A 20,735-nucleotide genomic window follows, 5' to 3' on the forward strand; every position below is an offset into this window, starting at 1 on the left:
TAATTTGTTACCGTATACAAAAAAAACTATTAAAAATAATCAAAAAACATTAAATTTTATATATGTATCCGATTACACAAATGATATATTGATCACTGTTTTATTATTTAATTTATTTATAATGAATACGCATTCAAAAATTAGTTAGATTAACGTAAATCATTTGGTACTAAATTGTTAAGATTAAAATGGTGAAAAAATGAATCTCTCTTTAGATGCAATCATAAACAGAAATGATTGGAATAATTTATCTGTTCTAAGTATTAATAGGCTTCAGACGCATCCTAAATTCCACAGTTGGCGTGATAAATTACAAGCTAAAAATAATATTGATTCTGAATCAATATTATCTTTAAATGGCGATTGGTTTTTTAGCTATTTTGATAATCCCAAACAAGTGCCAGAATCATGGTTAGAGAAAGAAATAGACACTAAAACTATTCCTGTTCCATCCAATTGGCAATTACATGGCTATGATGTGCCTGTCTACACCAATATACGTTATCCATTCCCCTATAACCCTCCTTTTGTTCCAGATGATAATCCTACCGGTTGTTATTCTCGTTATATCAATATTACCCAAGCATGGCTTGAAAAAGGTGAAACAAGAATTATTTTTGACGGTGTCGGATCTGCTTTTCATCTTTGGTGTAATGGTCAATGGGTTGGTTATTCACAAGATAGTCGGATAGCAGCAGAATTCGATTTAACACCTTATTTAAAAATTGGACAAAATAGAATAGCAGTATTAGTTTTAAAATGGTGTGACGGAAGCTATCTAGAAGATCAAGATATGTGGCGCTTAAGTGGTATCTTTCGAAACGTATCGCTGTTGAATAAACCTAAATCACACCTTAAAAATATACAAATTGAAACAGCTCTTGATGCATGTTATCAAAATGCTACATTAAATGTTCAAGTTGACGTTAAACACAATGAAAACATGGATCAACTTAATATTGGGATTGAATTATGGGAAAAAGATGAATTAATTTCGGGACAATTTCAACTAATTGGTACCGAAATTATTGATGAAAAGGGAAATTATCATGATCGCCTGTTTTGTCATATTCCGGTTACCTCACCGAAATTATGGAGTGCTGAAACACCAAATCTTTATCGTATCGTAATCAGTTTATATCATAAAAAGGTCGGACTAATTGAGTCCGAAGCTTACAATGTTGGTTTTCGAGTAGTGGAGATCAAACATGGTCAACTTTGTATAAACGGTAAACCTTTACTCATTAAAGGAACCAATCGCCATGAATTTTATCCTGCGTTAGGTTATGCCATAACAGAAGACGCAATGCTACATGATATAAAATTAATTAAACAGCATAACTTTAATGCCGTACGTTGCAGCCATTATCCGAATGATCCTCGCTGGTACGAACTTTGTGACCAGTACGGTCTTTATTTGGTTGATGAAGCCAATATAGAATCTCATGGTATGTTCCCTATGTCCCGTTTATCAGATGATCCTTATTGGCTAGCGGCTTATAGTGAACGAGTTACACGCATGGTGCAACGGGATCGCAATCACCCATCTATTATTATCTGGTCACTAGGTAATGAATCCGGACATGGTTCATCACATGATGCACTATATGCTTGGATCAAAAGTAATGATCCTACACGACCTGTTCAATATGAAGGTGGAGGAGCAAATACGGCTGCTACCGATATTATTTGCCCTATGTACGCTCGAGTAGACCAAGATCAAGTTCATCCCAAAGTACCTAAATGGGCAATTAAAAAATGGATTTCACTACCCGATGAACATCGCCCATTAATTTTATGTGAGTATGCACATGCTATGGGTAACAGTCTCGGCGCGTTTTATAAATACTGGCAAGCTTTTAGACAGTACCCACGATTACAAGGAGGTTTTATATGGGAATGGGCAGATCATGGCATTGGTTGCCGTACCTCATCCGGGGAAAATTATTGGGCTTACGGTGGAGATTTTGGCGAGGCATATCACGATAGACAATTTTGTTTAGATGGTTTAGTCTTTCCTGATCGAAAACCACATCCAAGCTTAATCGAAGCCAAAAAAGTCCAACAACCTTTTCAATTCAAACTCATTAGTCAAAAACCGTTAATTGTTGAAATTACGAATGAATATTTATTTCGTCAAACTGATAATGAATTGTTGCAATGGGAGATCTTGATCGACGGCAAAAAACAAAAAAACGGTCAAATTACATTAAATATGCAACCAGATAGTACGCTAAGAATAAAATTACTAGAAAGTTTGCCTAATTATATCAATTGTGAAGATGTCCATCTTTCTGTCATTATCATTCAAAAAGAAGAGACACCTTGGTCACCGGTGGGGCACCTTGTCGCATGGGAACAGTGGCGACTTGAAAACGTATTCATTCCACCTCTTAAGTTAAGCAAATTGAGAACACCAATGACATTAGAGGAAAATAAAAACAATTATTTGATTTCTCATCAAAGTCAGAATTGGTTATTTGATAAAACTACAGGTTATCTTAGTCAATGGACTAAAAATGATAAACCCTTATTGGCTTCACCATTTTGTGACCAATTTATCCGAGCAGCGATTGACAACGATATTGGTATCAGTGGCGACTTTGATAGCAATAATAATCCATTTGCATGGGTTGAACAGTGGAAAGCTGCTGGTTATTATGATCTAAGCCATAAATGTCTTGGTATGCAAGCTTCACAATCATCTAGCAATATTATTATCGAAGTGTTACACGGCTATTTTGTCGAAAGCCAGAGAGTTATTCAAAGCAAATGGATTTATCAATTTGATCAGCATGGTTGTTTAACATTATCTGTTGAAGTAGATATTGCCAATAATATGCCTGCTCCTGCTCGTATTGGTTTAACCTATCAACTTACTGAAATCCCAGAAAAAGTTGAATGGTTAGGATTAGGTCCCCATGAAAATTATCCCGACCGCAAAGACTCAGCTATTTTTTGTAGATGGTCATTACCATTTTCTGAACTTTATACACCTTATATCTATCCTTGTGAAAATGGTCTACGCTGTGATGTAAAAAAATTACAACTTAACGAAATGACAATTACAGGTCAGCAATTTCAATTTAACATCAACCAATATGGTACAAAACAATTGATGGCTGTTACCCATCGCCATCTTTTGGTTCCGGAACCTTATGCTTATGTCAGTATTGATGCCTTTCATATGGGCGTTGGTGGCGATGATTCATGGACACCAAACGTTCATCCAGAATTTTTATTGACCAATAAACATTATCGTTATCAATTAACCTTTGAGGTTAACTAAGAAGATTACTAATGCAATAAGGTAATAACTATAAGACATAATATTTTATGCCTTATAGTTATGTACTTTATATGAAAAACAATTACAAATAATTAAATATCCGAATTTTGGAGCAACGATTTAAACAATTTGAAACTGTTTTAATTAACACCATCAAATAATTTGTCTAACTCTTCAATAAAAGCTTGTTCAGGAAGATGATAAAAAATACCGTGCTCAGGCATACCTCGTAAAAATAGATAATAAATTCCGCCAAAATGAGTTTGATATTGATAATTAGGCAATCGTTTTTTTAAAAAACGATGCAACGCAAGGCTATAGAGTTGATATTGCAATTCATAGCGATGTTCACACATCACTCTTTCTAATGCTTTTGGCCCATAATTCTCCGCAGAATAACCTAGCCAATTTGATTTATAATCAACAATATAATATTTACCTTGATATTCAAACACTAAATCAATAAATCCTTTTAGCATACCTTGTACTGTTTCAAAATTGAGCATAGGACATTGAGAAGATAAGTTATCATAGGTTTTACAAATACTATCAAGTTGTTCACAACTTATTGCTTGACGTATAGGAAAATAAAATTGTAATTCATTAATACATTTTCCTGTTAATACATGTGATAGAACTAAACCGTGTTGATTAAGATTTGTGGATAATATTTGGTGTAACCATTCTAATAAAATCGGTTGCCAAGATTTATCTAAATTAAGTTTTACAATCGTATCGCTACATAATGCTTCGATATTCTTCTCTGAGAGATTTTCCATTATATGATGCAGTAATGTACCAACATAAGCCCCTTTGGGAAAATGATGAATATCATATTTTAACGCTGTCTCTAAAGCAGTTTGAGATTCTATCGGCTCTTCATCCCAATCGTCTGTTATTTCTGGATTGACCATCACAATAGGATGCTGTTTTTGCAGTTCGGTATAACTTGTTACACGCCAATGATTATCAAGTTTTCGTTTAAATACATTAGCCGTTAAAGATTGGTTTGGTTGATGACTAGTTGTGTATTTATCACTGATCAGCGGTAATTCCACTTGAACTAAATCACCCATTTCAGCAATATTTTTTAACTCATTCTTTAAAAGATAATGAATCGCTGATTGATTCTTCTTCATTGAAGCAAGACCAATACTACAATGATAAACTGATCGCGTCATTGCCACATAAAGTAATCGTAAGTCTTCAGCTATGCGTTCATCTTCTATCTGTTGCTTTATTTCATCTGTTAATAACCAAGCATAAGTTTGCTGAAAATCGTTATTTTTGTCATGATAAAATTGCGTATCTGCAACACGATATTGGCAGATAAAAGGTAACCAGACTAGAGGAAACTCTAAACCTTTTGATTTATGTATAGTGATAATCTTGATAAGATTTTCATCACTTTCAAGGCGCTGTTCGTGATTTTCGATATTAAAATCAGGATTAACAATCTGTTTTGTTAACCAGCGTACTAGGGCGTGTGGGCTATCTAAATCATCCGCTGCTTCTTGTAACAACTCACCTAAATGCATAAAGTTAGTTAAGATTCGCTCACCGTCTTGCCGTGCCAGAATATTTTCCGCTAAATGACGTTTTTTCATCATTCGACGCAACATCACTAATACACCATAATACTGCCAGGTAACCTGATACTGCTTAAATTCTTCTACTAAACTTTCCCATTTATCTTGATCCTCGGTGATTTGTTCAAGCTCAGACATCGTCTGTCCTAATAAAACTGTCATCATAGCCAAACGTAAAGCGGCTTCATTTTCTGGCATCAATACTGCTTGTAAAAGGCAAAGTACATCCTTTGCTTCATCAGATTCAAACACACTATTACGATTGGATAAATAGACACTTTTGAGACCACAGACGGCTAATTTTTGCTGAATAATCTCAGCCTCTCTACCCGTTCGTACTAAAATCGCTATATCTGAAGTCGATATTGGACGATAAGCTTTACTATCACCAATCAAAATTGAAGTGTCAGATAACCAATGAACTATTTGCTTAGCACAACAATTTGCCATCTGTTCTTGATAATCCGCTTTGGTTGTCACCTCTTCTGGCAATAAATAAGCGGTTAAAGCATTTGCTTCTTGTTCCCTAATTAGTAATGATTTTTGCTTATTTTTTTCTGCACAATTCATTGGTAAAAAAGGAATATCATTAAAAACAAACGGATTTTCATGGTAAGCAAATAATTGATTCACTGCTTTTACCATAGCTGATGAGGAACGATGATTCACATCCATCGTAAAATAGTTATCACCAGTTGAACGTTTTGCCTTAAGATAAGTAAAAATATCCGCACCACGAAAACTATAAATAGCTTGTTTAGGATCGCCTATAAATAGCAACCCCGTGTCAACACGTTTATTATCATAAATACGATCGAAGATTTGGTATTGAATCGGATCGGTATCTTGAAATTCATCAATTAACGCAACCCGATATTTACTTGAAATACTTTGTGCTAATCGTTTCCCTGTTCGTGTTACTAACGCCCGATTAAGCTGCCAAAGCAAGTCATTAAAACTTATCTCAGTGCGTTTAATTTTCTCATCATAAATGCCTTTTTGGATTATGGCTACAATATCCATTAGAATATGGCTTCGCAAATCCAGTTTACGCTTATGTAACATCTCAATTTCAGTAAAAACAAAATGATTTGGAACGGTTTTTCCTTCTTTTGTTTTACTCGTCAGAACGGATTGACAAAATTTCTCTAGCTCATTAGGTAACACAAAAGTGTGGGTTGTACTGTTTGCCCATTCTGAGACTTTTGCAAGCCAAATAGGCAGATATCGGCTACTATAGGATTGTTTACTGACTCCTGATTGATTAATGATATCCGCTAATTGATCAACATGCTTTAACCACGCCTTTTTTACCGTTTCAATCATTTTAAAATTTTGCTGATAAAATTCAGCTATAGCTTCGGCAACATTGAGGTTTAACTCAGTTTTCTCGTTACAGGTTTTCGATAAATAAGGCGTAATATCGGCTAATAATTCCGTCGGGTCTTTCCAACAGTCTCGAACTAAATAAACATATGATTTTTCAAGTGGTGTAAAATAGTAACGCCAGAAATCTTGCACGACTTGTAATTGCAATTGATACTCATCAGTAACTAATTTTTGTTCAAACAGCACTCCTGATTCGAACGCATGGCTAGTCAGTATTCTTTGACAGAAACTATGAATCGTGTAGATTGCTGCGTCATCCATTGATTGTAGAGCATCAGTTAGCCGTTGAATCGCTTGTTGACGATCAATAATTAATGCTATTAGTTGCTGATAAATAGGATCATCATGTTCACCATTTAATAATGCAAGCCTTAATTCTTGTATGTTTTGTCTTATACGTGAACGTAACTCTTGAGTGGCTGCTTTAGTAAACGTCACCACTAAAATTTGGCTAACATCAAGTGGTGTAGGATAGCTATTTTCGCCAATGCCAAGCAATAACCTTAAATATATAAAGGCAAGCGAATAAGTTTTACCAGTACCTGCCGATGCTTCGATTAATGTTCGACCTGTTAACGGTAAATCAAAGAGATTGAGCTTTCTTATTCCGCCTGATGAAACCATTCAAGCTTTCCAATATTTGTTGTTAACTCAATGCAGGCAATTGATGCCGTAGTAAACATTGGTGGAGCGACATCAGGACAAAGTTCATTAACCAAATATCCAACTAATGGAAGATGTGAAACAATAATCACTTGCTCGACACCTTGAGAAGGAAATGTCGATAATAAATTGGCGATATAGGCAGGATTACCACCTGGAACTAAAAGTTTTTCAGTTTCGACTTTTAAAACAGAGACTTGTGTCGATAATTCTGCCAATGTTTGCTGGGCACGTAAATAAGGGCTAACTAAACCAAGATCAAATTGGAAACGTTGCTGTTTAAGCCACAGCCCTGCATGGTTTGCTTGACGAATTCCATAAGGAGTAAGGGAACGGCTTGAATCAGATGAAGCAGAATAACCTGCTTCACCATGCCGCATTATACAAACTTTCATTTATATCCAATTAGCGTAATTTTAATTGAAAAATCAGACATTCAGCACCACAACAAAAAGTAAATTTTGCCGTTAATTTAAAACCACCGTCAACTTTGTCAATACTACTGTTAATTTCGCAAGGCTCAGTTGCAACATCTTTTGCAGCTTGAGTTAAAGATGCTAATTTAGCTTGAGCTTCTGGCTCTGTCGCAAATACATGCTCGTACTCAGCGGTGCAATCTTCATTATCTATGATTGTGCCAACATCTACGCAACAACAAGCTGGAGTATCATTTGCTTTACATTTATTTAGAGAATCTGTCATGCCTTACCTCTGTTTTACCGATTAAATTGACAGTAGTATACTCTCAATCATATCTAAGGGCAAAATTCTCATCATGATTTATTTAGAATAGCTTTACTTTAATAACATTTTTTAAAAGATAAAACAGCCTTGTTATTGACTAAACGGAATTAAGAATCCAAGTGGTGATTTGAATTTTTTCAAATCAAAAAAATTAAAACAAACCTTGTCTATATGTCAGTAACGTTCATCAGCAAATAAACGATCAGTTGATAGTTAACTTTGCCTTATTTTCAGTTCTGTTAAGGTATTCTTTTGTTATGAATCCAAATCCGTTTAACCATGAAGGCGTACAACTTAGATTATTGCGATTGAATTTGATTGAGATAGTTAATGTTTCGGTAATTTTAAAAAGATTTAGAGCATGCACAAAATAAAAAAACCTCTACCAGATGGTAGAGGTTATGATGATTAAAATTTAGGTGCAGATGAACGACCGCGTTTTTTTGCAAAACTTTTATCGTTCGATTCTGCTCGGTTACTTTTACGTCCCCGTTTAGCATCAGACTGAGCACCGCTTACTAAACTCATTTTCATTGGTTGATTAAGTACACGGACTTTTTCCAAATGTTTAAGGATATCTTTTGGCATTCCTTTTGGTAACTCAACCGTTGAATGGGTTTCATAAAGTTTAATGTTACCAATATAACGGCTACTAATATCCGCTTCATTAGCAATAGCGCCAACAATGTGACGAACTTCAATACCGTTCTCTTTACCAATTTCAATACGATACATATCCATGTCACCCACATCACGTCGTTCCCGGCGTTTTGGTGATTCTCGATTATCACCTCGTAGTCGACGCTCGCCACCACGATTATCTCGATCACGATTTTCACGAGATGGTTTAAATACCGGATCAGGTGGTAAAATTAATGGACGCTCACCTTGGGCAAGCTTCAATAATGCAGTTGCAATCGTTTCAAGATCCGCACCACTTTCAGTTTGGATTTGGCTCAGTATTGCTTGATATTGATCTAAATCATTACTTTCTAGCTGTTGTTGAACTTGCTGATTAAACTTAACTAACCGACGTTTTTCTAATAATTCTTTAGAAGGTAAGCCCACTTCTGGGATTGGTTTTTTAATTGTTTGTTCAATATTTTTTAGTAAACGACGTTCACGGCTATCAACAAATAAAATTGCACGACCTGCACGACCTGCACGCCCTGTTCGCCCAATGCGGTGAACATAAGATTCTGAGTCTAAAGTAATATCATAGTTAATAACTAAACTAATCCGTTCAACATCTAATCCGCGCGCTGCCACATCCGTTGCGATTAAAATGTCTAAGCGACCATTACGTAATCGATCGAGTGTTTGCTCTCTTAATTGTTGAGTCATATCACCATTTAATGCAGCACAACTATACCCATGTTTCTCAAGCACTTCAGCAACATCAAGGGTCGCTGTTTTTGTCCGCACAAAAATAATTGCCGCATCGAAATCTTCAGCTTCTAAAAAACGAATAATTGCTTCATTTTTTCGCATTCCTCGTACTAACCAATAACTCTGTTCTATATCAGGAGCAGTTTGATTGGTACCTTTAATTTGCACTTCTTTTGGGTTATGCATAAATCGTTTAGTAATACGACGAATAGGCGCAGGCATAGTCGCAGAAAATAATGCCGTCTGATGATCTTCAGGAATAGCAGCCATGATACTTTCTACATCATCAATAAAGCCCATTCTAAGCATCTCATCAGCTTCATCAAGCACTAAACCTTTAAGATTTGAAAGATCTAATGTTTTACGATTCAAATGATCCAATAATCGACCAGGGGTACCGACTACAATTTGTGGCCCTTGTTTCAAAGCACGTAATTGCACATCATAACGTTGACCACCATATAATGGTAATACTTTGATTCCTTTCATGTATTTAGAATATTCAGCACATGCATCAGCGACTTGTATCGCAAGCTCACGTGTTGGTGCTAACACTAAAAGCTGCGGCGCTTTTAAATTGGCATCAATATTCATTAAAAACGGAATTGAAAAAGCTGCGGTTTTTCCACTACCGGTTTGTGCCATTCCAAGAACATCATTACCATTTAATAATAATGGTATACATTCGGCTTGAATTGGAGATGGTTTGCTAAAACCAAGATCATTTAACGCATTAAGGATGTCCTCAGATAAACCAAGGTCAATAAAAGAAACTTCTTTTGTCATGTAAACTCGCTTATAAATTTATGATATATATAAACTTTCTAATTAAATTATTTTCGATCGATATTATTAAATCGATATAGTTATCTAACAAAGCTAAATAACCTATTAATTTCTGCTTTTCCATCAAATGAAAGTATATATAAATTTATGCCAGCTCACTAAATTGAAAATTTACGATTCACAACAAAAAATCAATCTCCATAATGGTTAATCAATTTAAGTCGTGAATGTTATATGGACAAAGTTAATTTTTGTACCATACTCTGATCCGATAAAGGATAAACCAATTAGTATTATCAGATATATTAGAATAACTATTGGCAAAATCAGAACTAAACTATAACAATATTTTCACTTTTAAAACTGGCATGACCCATGTTACTTTTCCTCAAGTAACTTAATTTCATAGAGTGCCTGTTGATGTTCAACAAAGTTATAAATATTATTAGCTAAAGCATATTTAAATAACATTTTGGCACGCTCATTATTACCTTTATTTTGGTAGTATTTTCCTAAATAAAAGTAGATTTCACAAAGACGCTCAGCTAATTGCCGATTATTTTCAACGTCCTCCTGAACAATTTGCATTAACTTAGATTCATTAATTTTACCTAAATAAAATGCAATGATATTGCTACCATAAATCGTTTTATCATTTAGCTGATCATAACGATTTTGTAACATATTTAATGCTGATTTTTCATCAATTTCTTTTTCAATAAGATAAAGCCAAATAATTCTAATTGGCTCGTTGGTATCATATTGATAAAATCTAACTGCATCCCTTACAGCTGATTGATAATGACCTGTACGATACAACGTAATAGCACGATTCAAATAAGCATATGCATAAGCAGAATCCAACTCTAATGTCGTGTTGAAAGACACTAAAGCAACATCAAAATCACCTTCTCTAAGCGCATAAGTACCTAAAAAGTTATAAACGTCCGGTATTTCAGGATTGTAACTTAATAGTGTCGAAAAATCTATTTGTGCAAAGGCTTTAAAACCTAATGAATCATACACAATACCCCGCTCAAAAATGAGTTGCATTCGGGTAACAGTATCAATATCTTTCCGGGATAATTGTTGGCTGATCTGAGCAATTTTCAATTCATCATCATATGAAACTTGCTCAGGAACAGCGAGCACTAAATGAGATTTTGAACAACCTGACATAAGAATAACAGCTAACATAAAGCATAAAATCCTCAGGTTGAACAGTTTCATTTTAAAACCCCTAGTGAGTAATTTTTTATTCAGCAGTTGGTATATCTTCTATTGCTGGTTCTATAGCATCCTTCATACTTAAACGAATTCTACCTTGACGGTCGATCTCAAGAACTTTCACATTCACTTCCTGACCAACCTTCAAATAATCTGCCACTTTTTCAACACGATGATCGGCTATTTGAGAAACATGAACTAATCCCTCTTTACCACCGATAATAGATACAAAAGCACCAAAATCAACAATTCGTGTTACTTTACCTGTATAAATCTTACCAATTTCAACATCAGCAACCAAATTATTGATACGCTCCATAGCATCTTTAGCTTTGTTCGCATCGGATGCTGCAATCTTAACCGTACCATCATCAGAGATTTCAATGGTTGTGCCTGTTTCTTCGGTTAATGCACGAATCGTTGCGCCACCTTTACCGATAATATCACGGATTTTATCCGGATTAATATTCATAGTGTAAATGCGTGGAGCAAATTCTGATATTTCTTGACGCGGTTTGTTAATCGCTTGATCCATTACCGTTAAAATATGCAATCTTGCACCTTTCGCTTGATTAAGAGCAACTTGCATGATTTCTTTGGTGATACCTTCAATTTTGATATCCATTTGTAAGGCACTAACACCTTCACGTGTTCCGGCAACTTTAAAGTCCATATCGCCAAGATGATCTTCATCACCTAAAATATCTGATAATACGACAAATTTATCGCCTTCTTTAACTAATCCCATTGCAATACCTGCAACTGATGATTTAATTGGCACACCTGCAACCATTAGAGCAAGCGAAGCACCACAAACAGAAGCCATTGACGATGAACCATTTGATTCAGTAATTTCAGATACTACACGCACCGTATAAGGAAATTCTTCTTGGCTAGGCATAACCGCAGCTACACCTCGTTTAGCTAAACGTCCATGACCAATTTCGCGACGTTTAGGTGATCCAACCATACCTGTTTCACCGACAGAATATGGCGGGAAGTTATAATGCAATAAGAAACGTTCGGTGTATTCGCCTGTTAATTCATCAATAATCTGCGCATCACGTTCAGTACCTAATGTTGCCGTTACTAATGCTTGAGTTTCACCACGCGTGAATAAGGCGCTACCATGTGCTCTTGGCAATAAATTAGTACGGATATCCAATGCCCGAACCATATCTTTCTCACGACCATCAATACGAGGCTCACCGGCAATAACACGCTGACGAACAATTTGACTTTCTAAATCAATAATGATGTTCATCACTTCGTTTTCATCAAGTTCTTCATCTTGTGCTTTTAAAGTGGTTAGTACATCTTCTTTGATCAGATCGATTTGCGCATAACGAGCTTGTTTTTCTGTGATGCGGTAAGCTTCACCAAGACGATCTTTCGCTAGTTCAGAAACAGCATTGTATAATGCTTCATTTTTAACTGGTGGAACCCAATCCCATTTTTCACGATTCGCTTTCGCCACAAATTCATTAATGTTATCAATGACAACTTGTTGTTGCTCATGACCTAACACAACAGCAGCTAACATTTGCTCTTCGCTTAATAAATCTGCTTCAGATTCAACCATTAATACTGCGCTTTTCGTACCAGCGACAACTAAATCTAAACGGCTATCTTGAAGTTCTTTTACTGATGGGTTTAATACGAATTCATCGTTGAGTAAACCTACTCGAGCGGCACCAATAGGGCCATGGAAAGGCACACCTGACAAGCAAAGTGCAGCTGAAGCACCTATCATTGCAACTAAATCAGGACTGACATCCGGATTGACTGACACAACTGTTGCAATAATTTGAATTTCATTAACAAATCCCTCAGGAAATAATGGACGTAATGGACGGTCAATTAAACGTGCAATTAATGTTTCTCCTTCACTTGGACGTCCTTCACGTTTAAAAAATCCCCCGGGAATACGACCGGCAGCATAGGTACGTTCTTGGTAATTAACGGTTAAAGGAAAAAAGTCTTGCCCTTCTTTGACTTTTTTATTAGCAACTACCGTAACAAATACAGCGGTATCGTCCATATTAACCATGACCGCAGCCGATGCTTGACGTGCTAAAATACCTGTTTCTAAAGTAACAGTGTGACGTCCATATTGAAATTTTTGATATGTTGGATTAAACAAAATAATATCCTCTTGTTAATAAAGCTGTTGAAATGAAAATCTCGACAGGCAGTAGTATTAAGTACAACTTATTGATTTTTTTATTTCAACTATGTAGGGTCATCAACAAAAGATTATTTCACTGTCACGACTAATGACAGATCTATAAATTATAGAGCTCTCATTAGTCGCGCGAAACATGAGATACAATCTTTTAATATGTTGATTTACAATAAACAATTTAATTTTACTTTTGAGCTGAGCATTATATCAAAGCTCAAATTTTTAACAACGAAAAAGAGGCCTAAGCCTCTTTCAAGTAGATTTTGATTAGCGACGTAAGCCTAATTTTTGAATCAATTGGTTATAACGTTCGATATCTTTACGACGTAAATAATCTAATAATTTACGACGGCTAGATACCATGCGTAATAAACCACGACGGCTGTGGTGATCTTTTTTGTGCTCAGAAAAATGACCTTGTAAATCATTAATACGTGCAGTTAAAAGAGCAACTTGAACTTCAGTTGAACCAGTATCGTTAGTTCCACGACCATATTCAGCTACGATTTTCGCTTTAGCTTCTACAGTTAGAGACATAATAAACCTCATAAAATTAATATAAAACATGGTATGTCCGATCTCTAATTCAGACACACCTCGGCATTCATATAAATATGAATTGTGCGCAATTATACTGGATTCTACCAAAATAGCAATTTGAATTGTATAGCATTAGCTTTGTTTAAGCTCAAAACCATACTCTTCTTGAATGAGTTTTTTTAACGCTTCAATATAATTTTGGGCTGACAGGCTGAGTTGTACTTTTTGCGAAGTGATCCAACCAATCAAAATTTTTTCATCAACTTCAAGTGGTATGGATAAGATATCAGAACCATTTAAATCCGTACTTAACACACCTGTACTAATCGTATAACCATTTAACCCATGCAATAAATTAAACAAAGTGGCTCTATCACTCACATGAATGCTTTTTTTATGATAAACCGTACTTAAAATCTCTTCTGAAAAATAAAATGAATTATATTCTCCCTGTTCAAAAGACAAATAAGGGTAGTTTTCAAGGTCATTCAACGTTAACGATTTCATTGATGATAGTGGGTGATTGGTACTGATAAATACATGGGGTTGAGCTTCAAACAGTGGATGAAATGTTAGCCGATGTTCTTTCAGCAATCGTAGAATCACTTTTTGATTAAAATCAGTTAGATATAAAATCCCAACTTCGCTTCGTAAATTAGCCACATCAGTAATAATATCATATGTTCTGGTTTCTCTAAGGGTAAACTCATATTCATCAGTGTGATTTTTTTTGATAAGATTCACAAATGCATTAACAGCAAATGCATAGTGTTGAGTGGAAATACTGCAAAGTTGTTTTGAAGGGACTTTTTTTGAATAGTGTTGTTCTAATAATTCAGCTTGATCTATAACTTGTTTTGCATACCCCAAAAATTCAACACCATCAGTGGATAATGAAACGCCTTTAGACGTTCGTACAAAAATTTCAATACCAAATTCCGCCTCTAATTCTTTAACTGCTGTGGAAAGACTAGGTTGGGTAATATATAAATTTTTTGCTGCTTCATTGATTGAACCTGAACGAGCAATTTCTAAAATATAACGTAATTGTTGAAGTTTCATATCATCACTTATTAAGTCTTATACGCTCATTATTAAATAATATTACGTTTACTATATACCAAAAACTCGCGTATGTGCAGTAACCTGTTGTTTTAAATTGAATGTAAGTAGTAAAAGTAATAAGATTCAATTTGTTTAAATGTGATTGGGATATATGAATAAAGGGTGAGTTGTAAATCTAAAATAATATGTTCTATGAGGAATTGTTGATAGGAATTAATGGAAGGCTCAATTTTGCAAATTGATTAAGTGAGTTAATAGGTATATTTGATGAAATATACTACTTAACATTGTTTAAATGAACAGCAATAGAATCTTTTTAATTTAATACTAAATTATATGAACAATGATAACTTATTAATCGATTTAAAAAAGTTGCATTATCATTGGATGATTCTATTTGCGATTAAATAAAAAAGTTTTCATAGATTAATTTGATGCTCATAATAGTCGAAACAGTGATTAACATGGGTCTAATTAATCTGCGACCTTTAGTTACTACCATTTTTGCACCAAGCCTTGCTCCGATAAATTGACCGATTAACATAATCAGACCAATTGACCAGACGACTTCGCCACCTAAAATAAAAAAGATTAGCCCAGCTAAATTAGAAGTAAAATTTAAAACTTTGGTATGTGCGGTTGCTTTCGTTAAATTAAAACCTGCAAGGGTTATATAAGCCACAGCGTAAAATGAACCTGCACCGGGGCCAAAAAATCCGTCATAAAAACCGATTCCTAATGCTGGTATTAGTGCAAATTGAATGATAGAGAACCGACTTTTACGATCATCTTCACCTACTTTTGGCGAAAGTAAAAAATAAATGCCTACGCTAATAGTTAGTATGGGTAGTAAAAGTTTTAAAAATTCAGCTTGAATATGGATGACTGAAATCGTACCTATAGCAGAACCAATAAAGGCAAATACAATCGCCCACTTTTGCTGTTTCAAATCAACCATGTGTTGACGAATAAAATAGAGACTAGCGGAAAAAGATCCACCACAACTTTGTAATTTATTTGTTGCTAAAGCACTAGCAGGAGGCAATCCAACCGCTAATAAAGCTGGCACAGTTAATAAGCCTCCACCACCAGCGATGGAATCAATAAAGCCGGCTAAAATGGCGATGGCAAATAATAAAACGAGTATTTCATAACTCATAAACGATTACTCATCATAAATTGACATCGCTGCATTGTGCCCGATAACGGAGATAGTGATCCATAAGAACAATAGCCACCATTGCCTCTGCTATCGGAACTGCACGTATACCTACACATGGGTCATGTCGTCCATGCGTAGAAACATCAACCGATTCACCAACTACATTTATTGAACGACCTGATATTTCGATACTTGGCGTGGGTTTCAGCGCAATATTGGCGATTATCGTTTGCCCGGAACTTATCCCGCCTAAGATACCACCAGCATGGTTAGATAAAAAACCATTTGGTGTGATTTCATCTCGATTTTCACTTCCTCGTTTAGTGACAACCGCAAATCCGTCGCCAATCTCTACCCCTTTTACTGCATTAATGCTCATTAAAGCATGGGCGAGTTCAGCATCTAATTTATCAAAAACAGGTTCCCCCAATCCTACTGGAACATTTTCAGCCACAATACACACTTTAGCACCAATCGAATCTCCTTCTTTTCGTAACGATCTAAGCAATTGATCGAGCGATTCAAGTTTCGATTCATCTGCACAAAAAAATGGATTTTGTTCAACTTGCTGCCAATCTTTTAATTCGCACACAATATCTCCCATTTGTGCCAAATATCCACGTATTTGAATACCGAATTTTTCATGTAGATATTTTTTGGCTATTGCTCCTGCAGCAACACGCATCGCTGTTTCACGGGCAGAGGAGCGCCCTCCTCCCCGATAATCTCTTATCCCATATTTGTTGTGATAAGTATAATCTGCATGGCTAGGTCGAAAAATATCTTTTATTTGGCTATAGTCTTGCGAACGTTGATCGGTATTTTCAATCATTAAACCAATGCTGGTACCCGTTGTTACACCTTCAAAAACACCTGATAATATTTTAACTTGATCAGGTTCTCTGCGTTGAGTTGTATAACGAGATGCGCCTGGACGACGGCGATCTAGATCTATTTGTAAATATGATTCCGTTAATGTAAGACCTGGTGGTACACCGTCGACAATACATCCTAATGCAACGCCATGTGATTCACCAAAGGTTGTGACTTTAAATAATTTTCCGATTGAGTTTCCAGACATAATAACCTTATTCCGATTAATGCATAAATTTATTTAAAATAGTGATGATATTTAATCAAGTCTTGTTGTGTTATTGAAAACACGCCAAAACCACCACGCTCAAAGTCTATCCAATTGAATGGAACATCTGGATATTGTTCTTGCAAACTAATCCAACTATTCCCTACTTCACAAATAAGAACGCCTTCAGGTGTTAAATAATTTGTTGCATCATGCAAAATTCGTTTTACTAAATCCAATCCATCAAATCCGGCTTCCAGCGCCAGTTTCGGTTCATATAAATATTCTTCAGGCAAATCATTCATATCCTCATCATCAACATAAGGTGGATTGGAGACAATAAGATCGTACTGTTTTACCGGTAAATCATCAAAAAGATCCGATAAGATAGGCGTAACTTGAAAGTTCATTTCGTGCAAATTGATATTGGTTTGAGCAACATCAATTGCCTCAAGCGAAATATCAGTAATATCAACATGCGCTTCTGGAAAAGCATAAGCACAAGCAATACCAATGCAACCACTCCCGGTACAAAGATCTAAAATATTTCGAGGCGGTGTGGTTAGTAGCGTTTTAAAATGATTATCAATTAATTCACCAATCGGTGAACGAGGTATTAAAACTCGTTCATCAACATAAAAGCTATGCCCACAAAACCACGCTTGATTCGTTAAATAAGGAGTTGGAACACGATCGTCAATTCGCTTTTGAATAATATCAAACAGAAACTGCCTTTCTTCTTCCGTCAGATTGGCTGCGTAAAATTCTGGAGGAATAGATAATGATAAGCCTAAACTGGCTAAAATAAGTTGTTTTGATTCATCGATAGGATTATCCGTTCCATGTCCTAAATAAATATCTGATTGACTGAGTTGTGAAGTTGTCCAGCGAATAAAGTCCTGAACGGTACTTAAGTTTTCCATAATGGCTCCAAAAGATCGAGGAGAGGAAGATATCATTCGTCAATGAAGGTCATCTTATTCTCAAAAATATCGCAAATCGAGTGTTTAAACAAACCTTTAAAATTGTATCACTCATTTATTTCAACAATTTAATTATTCGCAATATAGGGTGAAGAAAGTAAGTTAAATAAATTAAATATATTCATTATGATAATCTATCATTTTAGAATTAATTTTAATTCATTTATGAATTTTTTAACTACGCAAAATATTATCAAAGTATTTTATTATATTCAATTATTCATTCTCAATCATAATAGTAAGTCATAGAAAGTGTTTTTTTAATAATGACTTGATAAATATAAATTTAACAGATATAAAAAACATTTTAGCTTAATGAGGCAATCATGTTTTTTCTTTCTAAATTATTTAAACCCCTAAATACTCATCCAAAATCCGTTAACAATTGGCTTGATGAATATATTACAATTCTTGCCGAACGTAATTTAAAACCCAAAACAATCGAAATAAAAACGTATTTGCTAAAAGTTATCCGTCAGCAAATAGGCGCTAAACCGATCTCCCAAATAACACCACCCGATGTTGCAAAAATTATCAAAATCTATACAGATCAAGATAAAGCTCCGTCCGCTAAGTGCATGTATCACTTACTTAAAGATATCTTCCGAGAAGCATACGCACTGGGCTGGAATGACAGGAACCCCGCCGAACCAATAAAATGTCCTAAAGTTACTGTGAAACGTTCACGAATGACATTTGTTGAGTTTAAGAAAATTTTAAATGAGGCGGAAAAAACAGGAAATAAAATAATGTATGATGCTATGACGCTTGCGCTAGTTACAGGGCAACGCCGTTCAGATATAGCAGAAATGAAAAAATCAAATATTAAACGAAATTATTTATTAATAGATCAATATAAAACAGGTGCAAAAATCGCGCTACCGATAAAATTGGAATGTAAAAAAATAAGCACTAGTTTACGAGACATTATTGAATCAACTGATAATGACTATTTAATATGTCGCAACAATGAAAAAATAAAATTAGACGATATAACGCGTCAATTTTCACGATTACGTGATAGAGTTTATAGCCGAAATTACTGGGACGGAACACCTACCACATTTCACGAAATCAGGTCGCTGTCAGAGCGTTTATATAGAGAACAACGCATTGACACCATGACATTATTGGGTCACAAATCCCAGCAAATGACTGATAAATATAATGATAGTCGAGGTCGTGAGTATAAAAAACTGAGAATAAATTAAACCTATTTACGTGGTAGGTAGTCATTTAGTTTGTTCTGACTGGATAGGGAGATGGGAATTAATGCCATTTCGTCGTGATGAATTGCCGTTCGGCTGGTATTTTAGGAACGGAGACAATTATTTACTCAGTTCGCCACAGGGGCAGGCTCTAAATAGTTTATCTACTAATTATAAAAACGATCATCGTATTACGATTAAAATCATTAACGGTTTACAATATATTAATGTTCCGACAGCGTTTGCGCCAGATGGTCGAGGTTTTTTTATACGTGCTGTTAATGGGATTACTCGACAGGTAGGTCATGTTGAGGATGACGCAATTCGCAATATACGGGGTGGTTTAGTGCATGTTATGCAGTGGCGTGGTAGTGTCCCGTCCGGTGTTTTTAGTTTACGCCCCTCGAATGGCGGGTCAGGGTTAAATAATAGACATGCATCGGTCGTTTGTAATGTTAACGATTCCGATTACCCAGAGAGACCAATAATATTTGACGCATCACAATCGGTACCAACAGCAAATGAAAATAGGGTTTTGAATGTTGGAGCGACCCCAGCTATCTATTTAGGAGTTTAAAATGATTAATTACTATTTTGATAACACAAACGAATTCAGACCGTACACGCATCAATTAGAGGCTAACAATGACACAATGCCACCCGACAATGCGTTACGGATTGCCCCAGAATTTAGGCGTGGGTATTATCCGTGCGAAAAAAAAGGTGCGTGGGTGCTCGTCGAGGATCATCGAGAAAAAACAGCCTATAATATCGAAACACAGGAGCCTGTTAAAATTGATTATCTAGGTAAAATAAAATCCGGTTATACGTTGTTAGAGCCGTTCGAGTTTTGCAAATGGGAAAAAAATAAATGGGTGCTGGATGAGGAGCAAAAAAACACCTATGTTACCCAACAAAACCAATCAAAATTAGTAAATTTGTTATCTGAGGTTAATAATGAGATAGATATATTGACCGACAAAATAGAGCTAGATATAGCAACAGATGATGATAAAAAACTACTGAAAAAATGGAAATTGTATCGTATACAGCTAAAATCCATTGATACAAATAAATTAGATATTGAATTCCCAGCTAAGCCCTAAACGGGCTTTTTGGGGAATGTGACATTTATATTTGAGGTATCCACACGAGTTAATAAAATGCGGTGTTTCTTCCAGTTTTTTAACTGCTCGTCTTCATTAGATTCTTGCATATCCAAATCTATAACATCCTGTAAAATAGCTATTTTCTCGTTGGCTTCAGATATTAATGCTGTTTTTATTGATTGATTTTGCAATATAATTTGCTCATCAGACAGATGAATAGGCTCAGGATCAACCAGCTTTAGCTTTCCTTTTACCTCTTTTAAAGCTTTGCCTTCTTCATTCGCTTTAATAGCCATTTCGGCGTACTCTTGACTTGTATATATCAT

At 35.4% G+C, this 20,735-nt stretch carries 16 protein-coding genes; 4 read left to right on the forward strand and 12 right to left on the reverse strand.

Annotation, left to right across the window (positions count from 1 at the left end):
- The first annotated feature begins 199 nt into the window (after positions 1–199).
- Positions 200–3,289: a beta-galactosidase gene (locus tag GYM75_RS08195; RefSeq protein WP_220215486.1), complete on the forward strand. Its 3,090-nt coding sequence runs from the start codon at positions 200–202 to the stop codon at positions 3,287–3,289.
- Positions 3,290–3,429: 140 nt separating this feature from the next.
- Here the strand turns inward: GYM75_RS08195 and recB are convergent, their stop codons facing one another.
- The 11 genes from recB to prmB all read right to left on the reverse strand — a co-directional run bounded on the left by recB (position 3,430) and on the right by prmB (position 18,032).
- Positions 3,430–6,891: an exodeoxyribonuclease V subunit beta gene (gene recB / locus GYM75_RS08200; protein ID WP_220215487.1), complete on the reverse strand. Its 3,462-nt coding sequence runs from the start codon at positions 6,889–6,891 to the stop codon at positions 3,430–3,432.
- Positions 6,870–7,325, reverse strand: coding sequence for a phosphohistidine phosphatase SixA (gene sixA, locus GYM75_RS08205; protein WP_220215488.1), 456 nt, complete (start codon positions 7,323–7,325; stop codon positions 6,870–6,872). The genes recB and sixA overlap by 22 nt, the downstream gene beginning before the upstream one ends.
- A gap of 10 nt (positions 7,326–7,335) precedes the next feature.
- Positions 7,336–7,632, reverse strand: coding sequence for a YfcZ/YiiS family protein (locus GYM75_RS08210; RefSeq protein ID WP_220215489.1), 297 nt, complete (start codon positions 7,630–7,632; stop codon positions 7,336–7,338).
- A 450-nt stretch (positions 7,633–8,082) separates the two neighbouring features.
- On the reverse strand, positions 8,083–9,849 hold the full coding sequence (locus tag GYM75_RS08215; protein ID WP_220215490.1) for a DEAD/DEAH family ATP-dependent RNA helicase: 1,767 nt from the start codon (positions 9,847–9,849) through the stop codon (positions 8,083–8,085).
- 378 nt (positions 9,850–10,227) lie between these two features.
- Positions 10,228–11,046, reverse strand: a complete 819-nt coding sequence (gene nlpI, locus GYM75_RS08220; protein WP_220215491.1) for a lipoprotein NlpI — start codon at positions 11,044–11,046, stop codon at positions 10,228–10,230.
- Between the two features lie 58 nt (positions 11,047–11,104).
- Complete coding sequence (gene pnp, locus GYM75_RS08225; protein ID WP_370632104.1) at positions 11,105–13,219, reverse strand: polyribonucleotide nucleotidyltransferase; 2,115 nt, start codon at positions 13,217–13,219, stop codon at positions 11,105–11,107.
- A gap of 309 nt (positions 13,220–13,528) precedes the next feature.
- Positions 13,529–13,798 carry a 30S ribosomal protein S15 gene (rpsO, locus tag GYM75_RS08230; protein WP_065559597.1) on the reverse strand — a complete coding sequence of 90 codons (270 nt, stop codon included), beginning with the start codon at positions 13,796–13,798 and terminating at the stop codon, positions 13,529–13,531.
- A gap of 135 nt (positions 13,799–13,933) precedes the next feature.
- On the reverse strand, positions 13,934–14,863 hold the full coding sequence (locus GYM75_RS08235) for a LysR family transcriptional regulator (RefSeq protein WP_220215492.1): 930 nt from the start codon (positions 14,861–14,863) through the stop codon (positions 13,934–13,936).
- A gap of 406 nt (positions 14,864–15,269) precedes the next feature.
- Entirely contained in the window at positions 15,270–16,025 is a 756-nt protein-coding gene (locus GYM75_RS08240) for a TSUP family transporter (RefSeq protein WP_220215493.1), read from the reverse strand.
- A gap of 13 nt (positions 16,026–16,038) precedes the next feature.
- Positions 16,039–17,109: a chorismate synthase gene (aroC, locus tag GYM75_RS08245; RefSeq protein WP_220215494.1), complete on the reverse strand. Its 1,071-nt coding sequence runs from the start codon at positions 17,107–17,109 to the stop codon at positions 16,039–16,041.
- A 29-nt stretch (positions 17,110–17,138) separates the two neighbouring features.
- Positions 17,139–18,032, reverse strand: coding sequence for a 50S ribosomal protein L3 N(5)-glutamine methyltransferase (prmB, locus tag GYM75_RS08250; protein ID WP_220215495.1), 894 nt, complete (start codon positions 18,030–18,032; stop codon positions 17,139–17,141).
- Positions 18,033–18,418: 386 nt separating this feature from the next.
- On the opposite strand from prmB, the gene GYM75_RS08255 reads away from it, so the two are divergent.
- From GYM75_RS08255 to GYM75_RS08265, 3 genes are all read left to right on the forward strand, one after another.
- Positions 18,419–19,303, forward strand: a complete 885-nt coding sequence (locus tag GYM75_RS08255; RefSeq protein WP_220215496.1) for a tyrosine-type recombinase/integrase — start codon at positions 18,419–18,421, stop codon at positions 19,301–19,303.
- Between the two features lie 61 nt (positions 19,304–19,364).
- On the forward strand, positions 19,365–19,877 hold the full coding sequence (locus GYM75_RS08260) for a hypothetical protein (RefSeq protein ID WP_220215497.1): 513 nt from the start codon (positions 19,365–19,367) through the stop codon (positions 19,875–19,877).
- Position 19,878: 1 nt separating this feature from the next.
- Entirely contained in the window at positions 19,879–20,406 is a 528-nt protein-coding gene (locus GYM75_RS08265) for a tail fiber assembly protein (protein WP_220215498.1), read from the forward strand.
- On the opposite strand, the gene GYM75_RS08270 is transcribed toward GYM75_RS08265, so the two are convergent.
- On the reverse strand, positions 20,403–20,735 hold the full coding sequence (locus GYM75_RS08270) for a tail fiber assembly protein (protein WP_220215499.1): 333 nt from the start codon (positions 20,733–20,735) through the stop codon (positions 20,403–20,405). The two genes, GYM75_RS08265 and GYM75_RS08270, sit on opposite strands and share 4 nt — an antisense overlap.

This window comes from Gilliamella sp. ESL0441 (genome assembly GCF_019469185.1).
Taxonomy (GTDB): domain Bacteria; phylum Pseudomonadota; class Gammaproteobacteria; order Enterobacterales; family Orbaceae; genus Gilliamella.

Excerpts from the sequence above, each read along its gene's own strand:
- prmB (WP_220215495.1), bottom strand. The coding sequence starts at position 18,032 with ATGGAAAACTTAAGTACCGTTCAGGACTTTATTCGCTGGACAACTTCA.
- GYM75_RS08265 (WP_220215498.1), top strand. The coding sequence starts at position 19,879 with ATGATTAATTACTATTTTGATAACACAAACGAATTCAGACCGTACACG.
- GYM75_RS08210 (WP_220215489.1), bottom strand. The coding sequence starts at position 7,632 with ATGACAGATTCTCTAAATAAATGTAAAGCAAATGATACTCCAGCTTGT.
- GYM75_RS08235 (WP_220215492.1), bottom strand. The coding sequence starts at position 14,863 with ATGAAACTTCAACAATTACGTTATATTTTAGAAATTGCTCGTTCAGGT.
- nlpI (WP_220215491.1), bottom strand. The coding sequence starts at position 11,046 with ATGTTAGCTGTTATTCTTATGTCAGGTTGTTCAAAATCTCATTTAGTG.
- rpsO (WP_065559597.1), bottom strand. The coding sequence starts at position 13,798 with ATGTCTCTAACTGTAGAAGCTAAAGCGAAAATCGTAGCTGAATATGGT.
- GYM75_RS08195 (WP_220215486.1), top strand. The coding sequence starts at position 200 with ATGAATCTCTCTTTAGATGCAATCATAAACAGAAATGATTGGAATAAT.
- GYM75_RS08215 (WP_220215490.1), bottom strand. The coding sequence starts at position 9,849 with ATGACAAAAGAAGTTTCTTTTATTGACCTTGGTTTATCTGAGGACATC.
- GYM75_RS08255 (WP_220215496.1), top strand. The coding sequence starts at position 18,419 with ATGTTTTTTCTTTCTAAATTATTTAAACCCCTAAATACTCATCCAAAA.
- aroC (WP_220215494.1), bottom strand. The coding sequence starts at position 17,109 with ATGTCTGGAAACTCAATCGGAAAATTATTTAAAGTCACAACCTTTGGT.
- GYM75_RS08260 (WP_220215497.1), top strand. The coding sequence starts at position 19,365 with ATGCCATTTCGTCGTGATGAATTGCCGTTCGGCTGGTATTTTAGGAAC.
- GYM75_RS08270 (WP_220215499.1), bottom strand. The coding sequence starts at position 20,735 with ATGATATATACAAGTCAAGAGTACGCCGAAATGGCTATTAAAGCGAAT.
- sixA (WP_220215488.1), bottom strand. The coding sequence starts at position 7,325 with ATGAAAGTTTGTATAATGCGGCATGGTGAAGCAGGTTATTCTGCTTCA.
- GYM75_RS08240 (WP_220215493.1), bottom strand. The coding sequence starts at position 16,025 with ATGAGTTATGAAATACTCGTTTTATTATTTGCCATCGCCATTTTAGCC.
- recB (WP_220215487.1), bottom strand. The coding sequence starts at position 6,891 with ATGGTTTCATCAGGCGGAATAAGAAAGCTCAATCTCTTTGATTTACCG.